Source organism: Bacillus cereus group sp. N14 (assembly GCF_016483555.1).
In the GTDB taxonomy this organism is placed as follows: domain Bacteria; phylum Bacillota; class Bacilli; order Bacillales; family Bacillaceae_G; genus Bacillus_A; species Bacillus_A wiedmannii.
In genome coordinates this window covers 86,161-101,901 of sequence record NZ_JAEHBQ010000004.1, presented here as the reverse complement: position 1 = coordinate 101,901, position 15,741 = coordinate 86,161, and the positions used below count along the sequence as shown (strand labels likewise).

Here is a 15,741-nt window from a genome sequence, read left to right as displayed (position 1 = left end):
GAAAAAGTGGTATAATTTAGGTTAGGGGGTGTAGGTATGGACTTTCCGATTCAAAGAAGTAAGTCAGTAGTAATTTTCGTTTGTCTCACGTTAGTTTTTATGTTTGTGTACCCACTTGTCATGGTTATCTCAAATAAAGAGCAGTGGATGTCAGCGTTAATTGGAATGGGTTTATGCTTCCTTGTAAATGTGCCACTTGTTTGGGAAGTATTTATTAAAAAGCATAAAGTAGAAAATGGTGTATTAAAGTACGGCATTTTAAATGACGATATCGTATTGAAAGAGATAAGAATCATTCGTCAAGTTGGGAAATATCTTGAAATTACGACGAATGCATACAAAGTACATATGGTTGCGATGCCGCAACATATGAATGAATTTTTGGCGCTTATCAAGAAAGAGAACCCAAATGTGAAAATAGAAATGGTAGGTAAGAAATGAAATATGTAAAACCTTTATTCTGTTTAGAAATTTTGTTTGTGCTTGTTGGTTGCACTAGAGTATATATGAAATGGGATCTTCCCTTATATGAACCAATATTAATAGGTACTATCGCAGTGGCGCTGTTATATTATTTTCATTTTCAGCAAACAAAAAACGAAAAAAGTAGCTCTATGTAGTTAGGGGGATTAGAAATGAAAAAAGTCCTTATGTTATTTTTACTTCTGCTAACCGCATCCGTTCTTTTAATAGGATGTAGTACGAAGAAGGAAAAGGCAGATCTGAACTTAGAAAAGGCACAAAAAGTTGAAATTGAATCACTTACAGATTCAAGTGATAAAAAAGTAATTACCGATAAGAAAGAAATTGAAAAGCTGTTTGAAGTTATGAAAATGGATAAGTGGGAAATGCAGTCGGCTCCTTTAGATACTCCGCAAGGGAAAACATTTAAAATGTACCAAGGGGATACAAAAAAATTATCGGAGTCGAGTAATGATAAAAAAGAGTTACATGAAATTGGTACTATGACAGTATATAAAGATGTCCCTTATGTCGAAGTTGAAATGAAAAATAAGAAAATGAGTTTTAAAGTGCCAGAGGATGTGGCGAAAGATTTATTAAAATAATAATAAAAACGCTCGGAGAACATTCCGAGCGTTTTTATTATTATTTTAAGTTCTCTGGGTTTAAAGCTTCTAGTTCAGATACAACGAAGCGTCCGTCTTTACGGATTAGTACGTCGTCGAAGTAAATTTCGCCGCCGCCGTATTCAGGGCGCTGGATGCATACTAAATCCCAGTGAATGTTCGAGTTGTTGCCGTTCCATGCATCGTCGTAAGCTTGTCCAGGAGTGAAGTGGAAGCTGCCATCGATTTTTTCATCGAATAGGATGTCTCCCATTGGATGTAAGATGTATGGGTTTACGCCAATTGCGAACTCACCAACGAAGCGTGCACCTTCGTCTGTATCGAAGATTTTGTTAATGCGCTCTGTATCGTTTGCAGTTGCTTCAACGATTTGACCGTTCTCAAATTTAAGTTGTACATTTTCAAATGTATAACCGTTGTAAGGAGATGGTGTGTTGTAAGAAACTGTACCGTTAACAGAATCGCGAACTGGTGCAGAATATACTTCACCGTCTGGAATATTTAAATGACCAGAGCATTTAATAGCTGGAATGTCTTTAATAGAGAATGTTAAGTCAGTTCCAGGACCAGTTAAACGAACTTTGTCTGTTTTATTCATTAATGTAACAAGGCTATCCATTGCCTTATCCATTTTACCGTAGTCTAAGTTACAAACTTCGAAGTAGAAGTCTTCGAAAGCTTCTGTGCTCATTTTAGCAAGCTGCGCCATAGAAGCATTTGGGTAGCGAAGAACAACCCAGCGTGTTTTCGGAACGCGGATGTCTCTATGAACTTTCTTACCAACTGTTTGGCCGTGAATTTGCATTCTTTCACTTGGTACATCAGCTTGTTCGTTAATGTTATCGCCAGAGCGAAGACCGATATAAGCGTCCATATCTTTCATTACGCTTGCTTCATATGCAGCGATTTGTTCAAAATGTTCTTCAGTAGCACCCATTAATAAAGAGCGATCTACTTGATGATCTTTTAAAGAAACGAATGGGAAACCACCAGCTGCATATGCTTCTTTTACAAGTGCAGTTACAAGTTCTTTTTGTAAGCCAAAGTTTTCAATTAATACTTTTTCGCCTTTTTGTAAGCGGATAGAGTAGTTAATTAAATTGTATGCTAACTTTTCAATGCGTGGATCTTTCATATGTAAAGCCTCCCTACTAATTATGTATCCTCTCCTATTGTAACCTACTTAGTGGAATTTGTTGAATCATTTATGTTAAAGTTAACGAATAAGTATGAAAATTCTAATGAAAAGATAGGGATTAGAACGAAACGGAAAATGATTGTATAATAGGGTAAAGTATGAAAAAGATAAAGGAAGTGATGAAATGCAAGTTCTTTTATATGTAAGTGCGGCTATTATCGCGGTTGCTTTCGCTGTATTAGTAGTGTATGTATGCAGAACGTTGTTATCGGTTCAGAAGACGTTAGAAAACGTTGCAAGCACGTTAGAAGGTTTAGAAAAGCAAATGCAAGGGATTAGCGTAGAGACGGAGCAATTATTACATAAAACAAATGCGTTAGCTGATGACATTCAACAGAAGTCACAATCATTAAATAAAGTAGTATCGGGTGTAGATGGAATTGGAACGACAATCCATTCTTTAAATACGAAACTTCGTAATGTATCAGATTCTGTTACAGATGAAATTGAAAATAATGCAGATAAAGTAGCGCAAGTTGTACAGTGGAGTAGCGCAGCAATTGAAGTATACAATCATTATCGTGCGACAAGACAAGAGAAAAAGGTTGAAAAAGAAGAGCGTAAATTAGAAAGACTTGAGAAAAAAGCTGAAAAGAAAGAAAAGCGCTCTAGACTTCGTATGAGAGGTGAATCGTGATGAATATGACAAAAATTGAAGCAATTGAAGAGCTTGAAGTATTAGTAGAAAAAAACGAGCCGTATGTTCTTTTTAAACATAGTACGACATGCCCGATCAGTCACGGTGCATATACAGAATTTCAAGCGTATTGTAATGAAGAAAGAGCAGTACCAGCGTATTACTTATACGTACAAGATGCGCGAGATGTTTCGAATCTTATTGCAGAACAGTACAGCATTAAACATGAATCTCCGCAAGTGTTATACATAAAAGATGGGATGGTAGTATGGAATACGTCTCATTGGAACATTAAAAAAGACGCTTTAGAAGAGAATATTAAGTAAAAAGAAGCAAGCGAAAGGTGCTTGCTTCTTTTTTTGTTTTTGTTGAAATATATTTAATGGTACACTATTAATAGTTCAAATTAAATAACTAGATTGTTGAAAGTAGGTTTTAAGTAATGAAGAAAATGGCATTATCCTTCGCGGTTGTAAGTTTATTACTAGGAGCTTGTAGTAATAATACGATTAGTAAGAAGGATGAAGTTATACAGAAGGATACGAAAGAAAAAAGTATGATCCCGAGAACGGCTGTTTCTAAAGATTATTATAGAACTGTAATTCCTTTAAAGGAACAAAAGGTTATAAATACAGCTAATATAAAAACAAATTCTAAATTAGATTTAGCAGAGTATGAAAATGGTTTAATGAATATTGCAAAAGAGCAATTTGATACAGAAAATCATGTACTACAATTAAATCAGTATATTCCGGAGAAGTTAGTTGATGAACTAGTCGCAAAAGTAGAAGCACCCGTTTTGACGAATATTATAGAACAAGACTATTTCGGAAAACAGAATTCAAACGAACTAAGTTTATCTGGTGTAGTGATTGGGTTAGCAATGTCTTCAAGTGTATCGAATGAAGAAGCAATGTCTAAAGGTACTGAAGTTGCCAAGCAACTTATTGAAGCGATTAATAAAAATGACAAGTATAATAAGTCTCCAATTACGTTTGCTATCTTTAAGCAAGAAAGTACAAGTTCTTTAAAAAATGGTACGTATATTGCTAGTGCTACCGTTCAAAAGAATGATATGAACCTTGGAAATTGGAGTACGATCGATGAACAAGCGTATTCATATCCTTCTGATGAATTTAAACAAGCGCATGGAGAAGATAATACAAAAATAACTGAATTTGCTAAGGCAATAAAAGATTTTTCTCCGGCAGATTTTATCCCAGTCAATGCTAAAGTTTCTTACAAGAAAAACCAGATGGATACATTAAATATGAATATCGTTATTAAATATAACGGTAAAACAGAATTAATGGCTCTTACTCAAATGGCTGCTCAAAGTATGTTAGAAAAATTACCTAAAGATGCGAAAGTACAATTGCAGATAAAGTCCGAGAGTAAAATCGAGGCAATTATTATAAAAGAGAAAAACAGCGAAAAACCGTTTGTTTCCTTCTTATAAAAAAAGACAGTGTTTAAACTGTCTTTTTTTTATTGAAAATGGTGTTATGGCGGGTGAACCAAATCAAATTCCAAAAAGTAAGGGGGAAGTCATATGAACTTAAAAGACTTAAAAAATAAACATATTAAGTATGATTGGAAAACTATTTTTGTAGGCGTCCAAGGGAATTATTTTAGTAAAGACGTTATTTCTGATTATGCAGTAGAATTGATGGGAATTGGTGATGAAAGTGAGTTTGTTAGTGAACTGTCATGGGGAGTCGCTAATGAAAATTTAGGTAAGGTGATGTTAGAAATAAAAACTAATTATTTTCCTCAATTAGATGAAGAAAGCACAGTGTTAGTAGAGGAGAAGAGAAAACTAAGATTTGTTTGTTTATCTGAGATAAAAGAAAGATGTACAGAAGAAAATGAGTTATTAAATGAAATTGCAAAGTTTTATGGAAATCATCACTATCCAGAAGATATGGTGAGTTTTGTTAATTATATGCCTCAAGAAGTTCCCACTACGAAAAAAGATTTGGTAAATGGATTTAGGAAATTTTTGAAATTAGAGGAATCGAGATTTAAATGCTAATATATATAAACTACCAATAAATAGGTAGTGATTTACAATTAGTTTCTGAAGTAATGAAAGATCGATGCGTAATACGCTTCATGTTTCCGCTGTGCCGATTTTAAAGAAAGAAATACATTTACCTGTTGTTGTCGATATAACGTATTCTACAGGACGATGTGACCTTCTATTGTCAGCCCAGATCCAGGCACAACGAATGAATATTCCGCAGTTCAATGAATTGATGAACGAATTAAAAGTATTTGGAACTGCTGCCTCTTATTGTATAGCGACTTTCATTGTCGATTTTTGTTGGTAAGTCGATATATTTACAAAATCGCTGATATAAATTTCATTTACTAACGTACGGCTTAATATACAGTTTCCACTCATGGAATATCTATTTTTTTACAAAAAATGCCCTTTTTTTCATAAAAAATACGAAAATACGAGAAAAGAAGCGAATTTTTTCGAAACTTTTGCGGGAAAATATTGTATGAGCCTGCGTTTTTATCGTATCATTAGTAAAAGGAAGAACTCGGGACGATTGGTGGCATCTGCAAATAGAGTTGATGTCTTTTTTTCATTCAAGTAACCGATACATAAAAATAGATAACAAAAATAGAAGGAGTGTGCGATGAGATGAACGTAACAATATATGATGTAGCGCGCGAAGCGAACGTTTCAATGGCTACCGTATCACGCGTTGTGAACGGTAACCCAAATGTAAAGCCTACAACAAGAAAGAAAGTATTAGAAGCAATCGATCGTTTAGGATACCGCCCAAATGCGGTAGCACGTGGACTAGCAAGTAAGAAGACAACTACAGTAGGTGTTATTATTCCTGATATCTCAAATACGTTTTATGCAGAACTTGCTCGTGGAATTGAAGATATCGCAACAATGTACAAATATAACATCATTTTAAGTAACTCTGACCAAAACAAAGAGAAAGAGTTCCATTTATTAAATACGATGCTTGGAAAACAAGTGGACGGAATTGTTTTCATGGGTGAAGATATTACAGACATTCACATTGAAGAATTCAAAAAGTCTCCAGTACCAATCGTATTAGCAGCGTCATTTGATGAGCAAAATGAAACGCCATCAGTAAATATTGATTATACACAAGCAGCTTACGATGCAATGAAGCACTTTATTGAGCAAGGACATACGCGTATCGGTTTCGTCTCTGGTCCTTTCATTAATAAAGCGGGAAGCGCGAAGAAGTTACACGGTTATAAAAAAGCTTTAGAAGAAGCAGGTATTTCATATGATGAAAATCTTATCATCGATGGAGATTACACATATGATTCAGGTATCGAAGCATTCGAAAAGCTTTGGAGCAGTGATGAAAAGCCAACAGCAATCTTCGTATCTTCTGACGAAATGGCACTAGGTGTAATCCATGCAGCACAAGACGCTGGATTAAACGTACCAACTGATGTAGAAGTACTTGGTTTCGATAATACACGCCTTGCATTAATGGTTCGTCCGCAACTTTCAACAGTTGTACAACCAATGTATGATATCGGTGCAGTAGCAATGCGTCTATTAACAAAGTATATGAACAAAGAAAAAGTGGAAGATCACACTGTTATCTTACCTCACCGCATCCAATTTAGAGATTCAACGAAGTAAGTATAAAAAAGCTCACAGCAATTGCTGTGAGCTTTTATTCGTATTCAGGATAGTATGTTTTTACTACGGTATTTACCGTTTCATTTTTTTTAACGTGTAAAAATCTTGCGTACAATTCTTTTCCAGTTTCAAATGGTGTATCGTCTAATTCAAACACATGTAACACTTTTCGAAATGTCCATGTCACTTGCTCATCATACATGTTATTGTATGTATCTTCAGATTGCATAGCGATTTTTTCACCTAGTTCATGAGCTTCTTCTAAACTGTTTGCTTTAACAAGAATAATACTTTCTTCAAAAAGTGTATCGTGATTCTCTTCATAATGCTCATCAATTTTCGTAGGATCAGGCTCACCAGAATGAACAGATTCAGACAATAATTTTACAGCGTACATATTATGCTGCATGTTTCACCTTATAAATAATACTTGCGACAAGCGAAGCAGGTATTGTAAATACGTTACTTTGATAATGATAGTGTATTTGGGATTCTTTATAAGACATGTTGTCATATAGTTCGTTTTGTGACACATTCATTTTTTTCTGTTTTGTCTTTAATATCTTAATATAGTTATACTGTATTGGGACGAGAATGATGAAATAGGCTAATACGATTAGTGAAATCCAAATCATTATGAACACTCCCTTGTAAAGAATATTTATATATGGTAATTATATCAATTTATATGAATAAAATCCATTTTTTTTGGCGGTCGATTTCCTTTCCAAAATGCAAAAAGTTCTTCAGGACTTCGTAAATTATGTTCAAGGCATGTTTGTGCAGTGCGCTTAAAGCTTTGTATTAACTGTTCTAACCGAGAAGGATCATATTGTTTTACATTGCCAGCAATAATAGTTTCATCTTTGTCTAAGTCGATTGTAATATAATCGAATCGCTCTACCTGTTTAAAGTATCCTACAATATCATCTTTCAATTGAAATCCCCCCGAGTATATGGCCTATTGGTGACTTCGCTACAGTTGGGGTTATTCCTTGTTATATGTCACATAAGTGCAAATTTAACTATTATAGGGCAATGTCATGTATAATAGAAAGAAAAGGCTTGTGAGGGGGGAGAAGAGATGATCGTTCTTTGGATAATTACGCTTTGTATGACTGCTATTTTTGCATATATGACGTTAAAACAAAATGGCTTAAAGCGATTTGTTCCAGGAAGTATTCTTGCAGGAATTGCCCTTATCACGTATGTAATTTCTATTTTTATTGAAAGTGTATCAGTGGACATGAGCACAAGTTTAATGTTCATGGGTATTACACTATTTGCAGGTAGTATTATGGTACTTATGGTTGCAGGTATTATTTTATTTATTCATATGAATTCGGAAACGTTATAGCATATAGAAAAGGCATGCCCCTCGGGACATGCCTTTTTATCCGTTCAATTATGCTCTATCTTTAGAAGAATTTTGTTGTTTTAATAAGTCGCGAATTTCGCCAAGAAGAACTTCTTCTTTTGTTGGTTCTGGAATTTCTTCCACTTTTTCTTCTTCTCTTTTAGATGTTAGTTTGTTGAACACTTTAACGAACATAAAGATAGCAGCTGCAATAATTAAGAAATCAAAAATAGTTTGGATAAAGTTACCATACATAATGGATGATTTACCAAATGTAATTTTTAAATCTGTAAAGTTAACGCCACCTAATACCATACCAAGTAATGGTGTGATAATATCTTTTACTAAAGAACTAACGATTTTACCGAATGCAGCCCCGATTACAACCCCGACAGCCAAATCGATTACATTCCCTTTGAATGCGAATTTTTTAAACTCGTTCCACATGTGTTAATCCCATCCTTTCCACGATTCATTATGAAATTTATAATTCCTATCAACATATTCTATAGAAATTTGCGATAGAAATAAAGGGAAAATGGGAATGAAAGTAAATTCTGAAAAATGTATCCGTTTTAATTTTTGTTTAGATCGTTCAGTAGAGATTGCAACAGTTGCTGCGTTTTTAATCCTTCTAATCCATCTACAACAGGCTTTGTATCGCCGTGTACACATTCGATAAAATGATGAACAGCATCTTCAAAACCACGTTGTTTTAACGTTGTATCCCATGATGGTGAACCAATCTGAGAAACTGCATTTTCCTGCTCAACTTCAAATGTGTTCATATTTTTTACGCGAATGATTTTACCTGTCGTTACAAGTTCAATTTGTTCTAAATTTGTACCGGCGTGGCGATGCATCGCGGTAGAAAGTAACAGTCCACTTGGAGTTGTATATGTATGATGTCCGTAAAGAAGTTCATTCTTTTCATTGATTTGCATCATATTATGAACGACGTTAAGGTCATCATTAGCTAACCAGCGAGCAGTATCTACAATATGTAAGTAATCATCTAACATAGTAAAGTCATATGTATATGGCCCGACTTTATTTGTGCGATGCTTTTCAATTCGAACCCATGAAATATTATGAGCTTGCTCTTTTGCAGCAACATACATAGGAACGAATCGGCGATTAAATCCGACCATTAACTTTCGGTTATGCTTTTCGCTCAACTCGACTAGTTGCTCAGCTTGTTCCACTGTAGCTGCTAGCGGCTTATCAACATAAACATCGATTCCTTTTTGCAGAAGTTCAGAAACGATTTCATAATGCGATGCAGTTGAACTATGAACGAAGATTGCATCACATTCCGAGGCTAACGTTTCAATAGAATGGAAGTCTTGAATACGGTATTGCTGGCAAACTTGTTTCCTTTTCTCTGCGTTAGGTGTAAACGCTCCTACAAAATTCCAATCTGTTTCTTTTGTAAGTGTTGGAAGATAGGCTTTTTGTGCAATACTTCCAAGTCCAATCATCCCAATGTTAGGCTTATTCATTTGTATTCCCACCCTATTAATATTAATGTAACGGGTTAAATGTAGCATAGGGCGGGGGAGGAAGGCAAAAATTAGCTTTTTACTTACGTCCTTCTAACAAAATCTTCTCTATCTCTTCAAAGTTATGAGCGCGAGCGTGCTCTAACGGGGTAACACCATCGTTGTCTGGAATATTTACATCTGCACCGTGTTCAATAAGAAGCTGAATGACTTGTTGCTGTGTTTCGTTTCCGTTACTTAATACGATGGCTTCCATTAAAGCGGTCCACCCGAGATTATTTACATGGTTAACATCAATAGTTGTTCGCGTAAGGAGTTCTTTAATAACATCAATATAGCCATGTTCTGAGGCGGGGATAAGAGCTGTTCCGCCGTAACGATTTGTAAGCGATGGATCTGCACCGGCATCAATTGTTAGTTTTAAAATATCGAAGTAACCTTCTGCACCGGCGTATAGAAAGGGATTGTTTTTCATATCATCTTGGATATTTACGTTAGCACCTGCTTCAATAAGCGCTTTTGCGGTTTTCACATCATTTTTGTATGTAGCAATCATAAGAGGGGTACGTCCTTTATTGTCTGTTATATTTATGTCAGCCCCTTTTTTGAGTAACGATATAACGGTATTCCTTTTTTGTTTTTCAGTAGCTGCTAGTAGCGCTGTCTCCATGTTTGTCATCTCCTTTTTAACTCCTTGTTCTTGCGAGCAACCTTGCAAAAAAATTACGCAACAGATCATGCTTAATGTTTTTTTGAACATGGAATTTCAACCTCCTCATTTCAACTGTAAAATAAGAACATTAAATTTTTATAAACTGACGCTAAAATTACTATAAAATCGCTTGAGTATTTGAACATATATTTTTATGCTTATGAGTAATAAGGTTTGGTAAAGTGAGGATGTAACATATGTCTATTAAAACAAGATTTTTATTCTCTTATATTGCTGTTATTCTCGTTTCCATTACGCTCATATTAGTCGCGGGATTTTTAATTGTTTTTTCCATAACAGGAGACTTGGAATCAGTGAAAAATTTCTATAAAAGTTCCTATATTCAAAAGCCGCTTACGCCAGAAGAAGAGAATACGTATATTGAATTGAAATTAGCGGCAAAGAAAAATCAATCTCAACTATTAGATGAATCGTTCGTTTCAACACTTGAAAAAGAAGGTGTGAAAATAGTTGTAAGAAAGGGAGAAACCATTTCTTATGCTACAAAAATATTTGAAAGTGTATCTTTAAAAGAAGCCCTTCCGAAATTTGAATCAGCAAATATTAATAGTCGTGGTACAACGGAACTAGGCGATACATTTTATCGGTATGTAAAATTTGATTTTTATTTTCCTGGGGATGAAGAAGGGAGTATATTTGTACTAAAAAGGCAAAGTTCATTTGTCGATCTTACACAAAAGTTATTTCCGATTTTGTTCGGAGCGCTTTTACTGTTAGCCATTTTACTCATAGGGCTATTAAGTTATTTCGTCTCAAGAAGTGTGATAAAACCAATTTTTGTACTGAAAGATGCGACTGGGAGAATTAAAGAAGGGGATTTAGATTTTCAAATTCCAGTTACATCCCATGATGAGATTGGGCAATTAAATCAAGGATTTGAGGAAATGAGGAAGAGATTAAAAGAGTCGATTGAAGTACAAACGCAGTATGAAGAAAATCGAAAAGAGCTCATTTCAAACATATCTCATGATTTAAAAACACCGATTACATCTATTATCGGATATGTAGAAGGCATAAAAGACGGGGTCGCAAATACGCCAAAAAAAATGGATAAGTATTTAACGACCATTCATACGAAGGCGAAGCATATGGATACACTCATTGATGAGCTCTTTTTGTTTTCGAAGCTTGATTTGAATCGAGTTCCTTTTCAGTTTGAAACGATAGAATTAAACATGTTTATGCAAGAATTATTAGAAGAGATGCAGATGGATTTAAGTGAGGAAGGTATAGAAGTTTATTTACAATTACATTCATCACCACTATATGTAACGGCCGATTGCGAAAAGATAAATAGAGTGATATCAAATTTAATTCATAATAGTGTGAAATACATGGATAAAGAAGCGAAGAAAATTACTGTAACAGTATTAAGTGATAACAATACAGTCATTGTAAAAGTGGTGGACAATGGATCAGGTATAGAAGCTGATACGCTGCCGTATATATTTGAGCGGTTTTATCGTGCAGAGCAATCGCGAAATTCTAGCACAGGTGGAAGTGGACTTGGCTTAGCGATAGCGAAGCAAATTGTTGAAGAACATGGCGGAGAAATTTGGGCGGAAAGTAAGCTTGGGGAAAGTACAAGTATTTTCTTCTCATTGAAAAAAGTACAGGAATGTGGTGAGTAGAATGAAGAGAATTTTACTAGTAGAAGATGAAATAAGTATTGCAGAATTACAGCGAGATTATTTAGAAATTAGTGATTTTCAAGTCGATGTAGAGCATTCAGGAGAAATAGGTCTACAAATGGCTCTTCAGGAAGACTACGATTTAATTATTTTAGATATTATGCTTCCAAAAATGAATGGATTTGAAATTTGTAAGCAAATTCGAGCTATAAAAGATATTCCGATTTTACTTGTTTCAGCAAAGAAGGAAGATATAGATAAAATTCGCGGACTCGGTTTAGGAGCAGATGATTATATAACGAAACCGTTTAGCCCGAGTGAATTAGTCGCAAGGGTAAAAGCTCATATTTCTCGTTATGAAAGATTATCAGGAAATGTGAGTAAGCAACGCGATACGCTATACATTCACGGAATTTCTATTGACCAGCGAGCGAGAAAAGTTTTTATAAACAATGAAGAAATCGCGTTTACAACGAAGGAATTTGATTTATTAACATTCTTTGTAACGCATCCAAACCAAGTATTAAATAAAGAACAGTTATTTGAACGTATTTGGGGACTAGACTCAGCTGGCGATTTAGCCACTGTCGTTGTTCACATTAGAAAGCTACGTGAAAAAATTGAAAGAGATCCCGCCCACCCGCAATATATTGAAACAGTATGGGGAGCTGGTTATCGCTTTAACGTGTAATGTACCTGCCGAGTAATGGGCAGGTTTTTTATGTTATTTGAACGAAAAGGGAATAATAGGTAATTTATGTTAAAATATAAAGAGAGATAAAACATAGGAGAGCATGAGAGGGCGTGCTACATAACAAGGCTTTAAAGATTGGAACGAATATCGTACTTATTTTATTAATTATTGGTGCAATACAAATGTTTTATGATGAAGATTCTACGAATGATCATTTCGGTGGGTTATTTATGATGTTCTTTTTTGGAATTAAAATAATTTCTAGTTTTATGATAAGTTTAAAAGAAGGAGATCAAAAGGCAGTATTACTTGATGTAGGTTTAATGATTTTTTTGTTCTTCTTGTTGTTTCTAGTGTGAAATATTTCTTTTAAAAAAGCTCATAGTCTTATAGAGACTGTGAGCTTTCCTTAATAATAGCGGTACTAGTGTAACGATTTATAAAATGTTTGAGTAGTAGAAGTAAACTGAGCAGATTCTTCTAAAAAAGGATAATGGTTACTCTCCTCAAATGTCACAAAGATAGAATTACGTATACCCTCATGCATCTCGATAGAATATTGGATCGGGCACTGTACATCGTGTCTTCCGCAAATAATTAGCGTTTTTATGTTGATAGAAGGTAAGTACTTTCTTAAATCAAATGAAGGATATTCGTGAGAGAAAGCGTTCATCCGGCTAGCAGACATTGTTTTTTTGATTGGTTTACAAAAATAAGAGTTGTAGTTTTCAGGTTTATACAATGATAATTTTGTCCTCTTAGTAGATAGTTCTTTCCGTTCTTCACTTGTAAGGTGAGGGCTTTTTAAGTTTTCGACGAGCTGTTGCATATAATGAAACTGAGGATGTGCTGGGTGATAAATGCAAAATGGTGTTTCGGTATAATTACTTGCTGCAGCTCCGGCCACGACTAATGATTGTAAGGAATTTGGATATGTAATTGCATATAAAAGTCCAAGCATACCACCTGTTGAATGACCGGCGAAATGCCATGTTGGGAGTTGTAAAGCTTCTCGTATTGCTTCTAAGTCGTGAACTGTTTCAATCATACTTAATTCTTTTTCTGAATTGGCTTTTGCTGAGTTACCAGCATCTCTTAAATTAATGAGGAATACACGATGCGTAGAAGTAAAAACATCTGCAAAGTAATCACCAGTTTCATTAAATTGTGAATAGTGATGTGTAATGCAAAGCGGTTCGCCATTTCCTTTTGTAAAAAGTTCAAATGTGCCACGTTTCGTGTTGATTATTTGTTGTGTCCACATAATATCACTACCTTTTCTTATAAAAATTGGACCGGCTAATTCTTAAATAAAATATATCGGCGATTATTAGAATATATCAGCGAATCTAAAAATATATCGACTTACCGACAAAAGTCGTCAATAAATAAAAGGAGGCCATTAAAAAAACGAGCCTCCTTTTCGTTTAGTACAAAGATTTTGTCATATTATTCCGAATAATTTCAAGGGATTTCGCTACAGTTAATGCGTTTTTTTCTTCAATTTCTGGTTTACGGGGGATCGGTTTATACATGTTGTCTGGATCTTCCCATGTGAGGGGAAGTTCTGTTTCAGCTTGTCCTTTCCAAGCGTCAATCCATTCTGGAGGGAGATAACCTGAGATGTTTTGGATGTTGTTCATTTCGAGCCAAATGAGTGCCCAAGCTCTTGGGACGACGCGCCAGTGGTCATAGCCACCGCCGCCGACAGCGATCCAGCGACCTTCGCAATATTCGTTAGCGATTTCGCGAGCGAGCTTCGGTATTTCACGGTAAATATTTATCGTTGCGCAAAGGTGTGTAAGTGGATCGTAATAATGTGCGTCAGCGCCATTTTGCGTTAAAATAATATCCGGTTTAAAGTATGCGGCAACTTCTTTTACGACAGTTCGATAGGAATCTAAGAACGATTCGTCTTCTGTAAATGCATCAAGTGGAACGTTAAAAGAATAACTATAGCCATTACCTTGTCCACGTTCATTTACAGCGCCAGTTCCAGGGAATAAATAACGCCCAGTTTCATGTAATGAAATGGTGCATATGTTAGGGTCGTCGTAAAAAGACCATTGTACACCATCACCATGATGAGCATCTGTATCAATATATAGGACGCGTAAACCGTATTTCTTCTGAATATATTTCATTGCGATGGAACTATCGTTATAAATGCAAAATCCAGATGCCTTGCCGCGGAAGCCGTGATGTAAGCCGCCGCCTAAATTAAGCGCGTGTTTTACTTTCCCAGAAAGAACAGCATCGACAGCTGTTAATGTTCCGCCAACAAGTAATGCACTTGCCTCGTGCATATTTGGAAACATCGGTGTATCTTCTGTACCGAGTCCATATGTCATCGCAATTGATTTTTCTAACTTACCTTCTCCAGCACGTTTTACCGCATTTATGTACTCCTCTGTATGAACGTAGGCGATCTCTTCATCAGTAGCCATCCTTGGTGAGATGATTTGGGAAGGAGAGATGAAACCACCCTTTTGTAATAAGTCATACGTAAGTGTGACGCGAAGTTGGTTAAAAGGATGATCAGGGCTAAACGAATAGCCCCGAAAATCATCCGAATAAATAAACGCGCTACTCATGCTTGCATCCCCATAATGTTCGGCCATAATACGCGGTAGCCCTCTGCTTCAAGTGCATCAATCACTTTTAGCGGATTCATCGTTTGAATGCGGAAAACGAGTACTTTATCATTCTCATCTTTTGCTGGGTAGACGAGAACGCTCACGATATTTATTTGCAAATCACTAAAAATAGCAACGACTTTTCCAAGAATACCAGGTTCATTTTTTACTTGAATTTCAATTTGTGAACTTGGTTGATGTGCTCCTGTTAATTTCACTAACGTGTGCAGTACAGTGGATTCAGAAATGATGCCAACTAACTTTCCAGCCTTTGTCACAGGAAGGCACCCTATTTTATTTTCAAAAAATAAGGTAGCAATTTCCTCAACGAAATCAAGAGGATGGCAAGTCATAACAGGTTGTTTCATAATAAGGTCGAGCGGTTGTTTCAGCATAGCGAGTGGAACTTGTTCATCAAGAATTGATGGACTTGCATCTCTTACATCCCGATCAGAAATAATGCCTACCACATGATTATTTTGATCGACAATTGGAATGTGCCGAATGCCTTTCGTGCGTATCGTTCGGATTGCTGTTTCGATTGTATCGTTTGGGTGTAGTGTCACCACATCTTGATTCATAATTTCTTCTACAATCATTCCAGTTGCCC

The 15,741-nt window shown here is 35.6% G+C and carries 22 protein-coding genes and 1 pseudogene; 13 read left to right on the top strand and 10 right to left on the bottom strand.

Annotation, left to right across the window (positions count from 1 at the left end; genetic code table 11):
- Positions 1 to 36: 36 nt before the first annotated feature.
- From JDS82_RS08430 to JDS82_RS08420, 3 genes are read left to right on the top strand one after another with little or no spacing between them, the layout of a single operon-like run.
- Entirely contained in the window at positions 37 to 441 is a 405-nt protein-coding gene (locus JDS82_RS08430; protein ID WP_199713064.1) for a PH domain-containing protein, read from the top strand.
- On the top strand, positions 438 to 620 hold the full coding sequence (locus JDS82_RS08425) for a hypothetical protein (protein WP_000878349.1): 183 nt from the start codon (positions 438 to 440) through the stop codon (positions 618 to 620). The genes JDS82_RS08430 and JDS82_RS08425 overlap by 4 nt, the downstream gene beginning before the upstream one ends.
- 15 nt (positions 621 to 635) lie before the next feature.
- Positions 636 to 1,067, top strand: coding sequence for a hypothetical protein (locus tag JDS82_RS08420; protein WP_199713063.1), 432 nt, complete (start codon positions 636 to 638; stop codon positions 1,065 to 1,067).
- Positions 1,068 to 1,107: 40 nt separating this feature from the next.
- Here the strand turns inward: JDS82_RS08420 and JDS82_RS08415 are convergent, their stop codons facing one another.
- Entirely contained in the window at positions 1,108 to 2,223 is a 1,116-nt protein-coding gene (locus JDS82_RS08415; protein WP_000654737.1) for an aminopeptidase, read from the bottom strand.
- A 187-nt stretch (positions 2,224 to 2,410) separates the two neighbouring features.
- Here JDS82_RS08415 and JDS82_RS08410 point away from each other — a divergent pair, with 187 nt between their 5' ends.
- The 6 genes and pseudogenes from JDS82_RS08410 (at position 2,411) to ccpA (ending at position 6,578) form a co-directional block, all read left to right on the top strand.
- Positions 2,411 to 2,923: a DUF948 domain-containing protein gene (locus JDS82_RS08410; RefSeq protein ID WP_001197725.1), complete on the top strand. Its 513-nt coding sequence runs from the start codon at positions 2,411 to 2,413 to the stop codon at positions 2,921 to 2,923.
- Positions 2,923 to 3,249: a bacillithiol system redox-active protein YtxJ gene (ytxJ, locus tag JDS82_RS08405; protein WP_064472976.1), complete on the top strand. Its 327-nt coding sequence runs from the start codon at positions 2,923 to 2,925 to the stop codon at positions 3,247 to 3,249. The genes JDS82_RS08410 and ytxJ overlap by 1 nt, the downstream gene beginning before the upstream one ends.
- A 116-nt stretch (positions 3,250 to 3,365) precedes the next feature.
- A complete protein-coding gene (locus tag JDS82_RS08400) occupies positions 3,366 to 4,382 on the top strand; it encodes a CamS family sex pheromone protein (RefSeq protein ID WP_000738034.1) in 1,017 nt (338 codons plus the stop codon).
- A 93-nt stretch (positions 4,383 to 4,475) separates the two neighbouring features.
- The gene (locus JDS82_RS08395; RefSeq protein ID WP_088321491.1) at positions 4,476 to 4,958 is read left to right on the top strand and encodes a DUF2247 family protein; all 483 of its coding nucleotides are present in this window, start codon (positions 4,476 to 4,478) and stop codon (positions 4,956 to 4,958) included.
- Positions 4,959 to 5,013: 55 nt separating this feature from the next.
- Positions 5,014 to 5,256, top strand: a pseudogene (locus JDS82_RS08390) (hypothetical protein); the annotation flags it as partial.
- A gap of 323 nt (positions 5,257 to 5,579) precedes the next feature.
- Positions 5,580 to 6,578 (top strand): catabolite control protein A, encoded by a 999-nt coding sequence (gene ccpA, locus JDS82_RS08385; RefSeq protein ID WP_088113784.1) that lies wholly within the window; start codon positions 5,580 to 5,582, stop codon positions 6,576 to 6,578.
- A 34-nt stretch (positions 6,579 to 6,612) separates the two neighbouring features.
- Here the strand turns inward: ccpA and JDS82_RS08380 are convergent, their stop codons facing one another.
- From JDS82_RS08380 to JDS82_RS08370, 3 genes are read right to left on the bottom strand one after another with little or no spacing between them, the layout of a single operon-like run.
- A complete protein-coding gene (locus JDS82_RS08380; RefSeq protein WP_142950402.1) occupies positions 6,613 to 6,975 on the bottom strand; it encodes a DUF4288 domain-containing protein in 363 nt (120 codons plus the stop codon).
- Position 6,976: 1 nt separating this feature from the next.
- Complete coding sequence (locus tag JDS82_RS08375; RefSeq protein ID WP_199713061.1) at positions 6,977 to 7,213, bottom strand: DUF3949 domain-containing protein; 237 nt, start codon at positions 7,211 to 7,213, stop codon at positions 6,977 to 6,979.
- A gap of 44 nt (positions 7,214 to 7,257) precedes the next feature.
- A complete protein-coding gene (locus JDS82_RS08370; protein ID WP_064469423.1) occupies positions 7,258 to 7,515 on the bottom strand; it encodes a hypothetical protein in 258 nt (85 codons plus the stop codon).
- Positions 7,516 to 7,662: 147 nt separating this feature from the next.
- On the opposite strand from JDS82_RS08370, the gene JDS82_RS08365 reads away from it, so the two are divergent.
- On the top strand, positions 7,663 to 7,935 hold the full coding sequence (locus tag JDS82_RS08365; protein ID WP_000636592.1) for a DUF3917 domain-containing protein: 273 nt from the start codon (positions 7,663 to 7,665) through the stop codon (positions 7,933 to 7,935).
- A gap of 48 nt (positions 7,936 to 7,983) precedes the next feature.
- Here JDS82_RS08365 and mscL read toward each other — a convergent pair whose 3' ends face one another.
- From mscL to JDS82_RS08350, 3 genes are all read right to left on the bottom strand, one after another.
- Positions 7,984 to 8,382 carry a large-conductance mechanosensitive channel protein MscL gene (mscL, locus tag JDS82_RS08360; RefSeq protein ID WP_088091814.1) on the bottom strand — a complete coding sequence of 133 codons (399 nt, stop codon included), beginning with the start codon at positions 8,380 to 8,382 and terminating at the stop codon, positions 7,984 to 7,986.
- Positions 8,383 to 8,510: 128 nt separating this feature from the next.
- Positions 8,511 to 9,437: a Gfo/Idh/MocA family protein gene (locus tag JDS82_RS08355; RefSeq protein WP_064056630.1), complete on the bottom strand. Its 927-nt coding sequence runs from the start codon at positions 9,435 to 9,437 to the stop codon at positions 8,511 to 8,513.
- Between the two features lie 79 nt (positions 9,438 to 9,516).
- A complete protein-coding gene (locus tag JDS82_RS08350) occupies positions 9,517 to 10,197 on the bottom strand; it encodes an ankyrin repeat domain-containing protein (RefSeq protein WP_199713060.1) in 681 nt (226 codons plus the stop codon).
- Positions 10,198 to 10,346: 149 nt separating this feature from the next.
- Between JDS82_RS08350 and JDS82_RS08345 the strand changes: the two genes are divergently transcribed.
- The 3 genes from JDS82_RS08345 (at position 10,347) to JDS82_RS08335 (ending at position 12,854) form a co-directional block, all read left to right on the top strand.
- Complete coding sequence (locus JDS82_RS08345) at positions 10,347 to 11,801, top strand: sensor histidine kinase (protein ID WP_199713059.1); 1,455 nt, start codon at positions 10,347 to 10,349, stop codon at positions 11,799 to 11,801.
- A 1-nt stretch (position 11,802) separates the two neighbouring features.
- Positions 11,803 to 12,492 carry a response regulator transcription factor gene (locus JDS82_RS08340; RefSeq protein WP_000821764.1) on the top strand — a complete coding sequence of 230 codons (690 nt, stop codon included), beginning with the start codon at positions 11,803 to 11,805 and terminating at the stop codon, positions 12,490 to 12,492.
- 113 nt (positions 12,493 to 12,605) lie between these two features.
- Complete coding sequence (locus JDS82_RS08335; RefSeq protein ID WP_002096278.1) at positions 12,606 to 12,854, top strand: hypothetical protein; 249 nt, start codon at positions 12,606 to 12,608, stop codon at positions 12,852 to 12,854.
- 65 nt (positions 12,855 to 12,919) lie between these two features.
- Here the strand turns inward: JDS82_RS08335 and JDS82_RS08330 are convergent, their stop codons facing one another.
- The 3 genes from JDS82_RS08330 to JDS82_RS08320 all read right to left on the bottom strand — a co-directional run bounded on the left by JDS82_RS08330 (position 12,920) and on the right by JDS82_RS08320 (position 15,730).
- A complete protein-coding gene (locus JDS82_RS08330) occupies positions 12,920 to 13,780 on the bottom strand; it encodes an alpha/beta fold hydrolase (RefSeq protein ID WP_074651628.1) in 861 nt (286 codons plus the stop codon).
- Positions 13,781 to 13,922: 142 nt separating this feature from the next.
- A complete protein-coding gene (gene acuC / locus JDS82_RS08325) occupies positions 13,923 to 15,089 on the bottom strand; it encodes an acetoin utilization protein AcuC (RefSeq protein ID WP_199713058.1) in 1,167 nt (388 codons plus the stop codon).
- Positions 15,086 to 15,730, bottom strand: coding sequence for an acetoin utilization AcuB family protein (locus JDS82_RS08320; RefSeq protein ID WP_000634565.1), 645 nt, complete (start codon positions 15,728 to 15,730; stop codon positions 15,086 to 15,088). Before JDS82_RS08320 ends, acuC begins: the two co-directional genes overlap by 4 nt.
- Between the last annotated feature and the right edge of the window lie 11 nt (positions 15,731 to 15,741).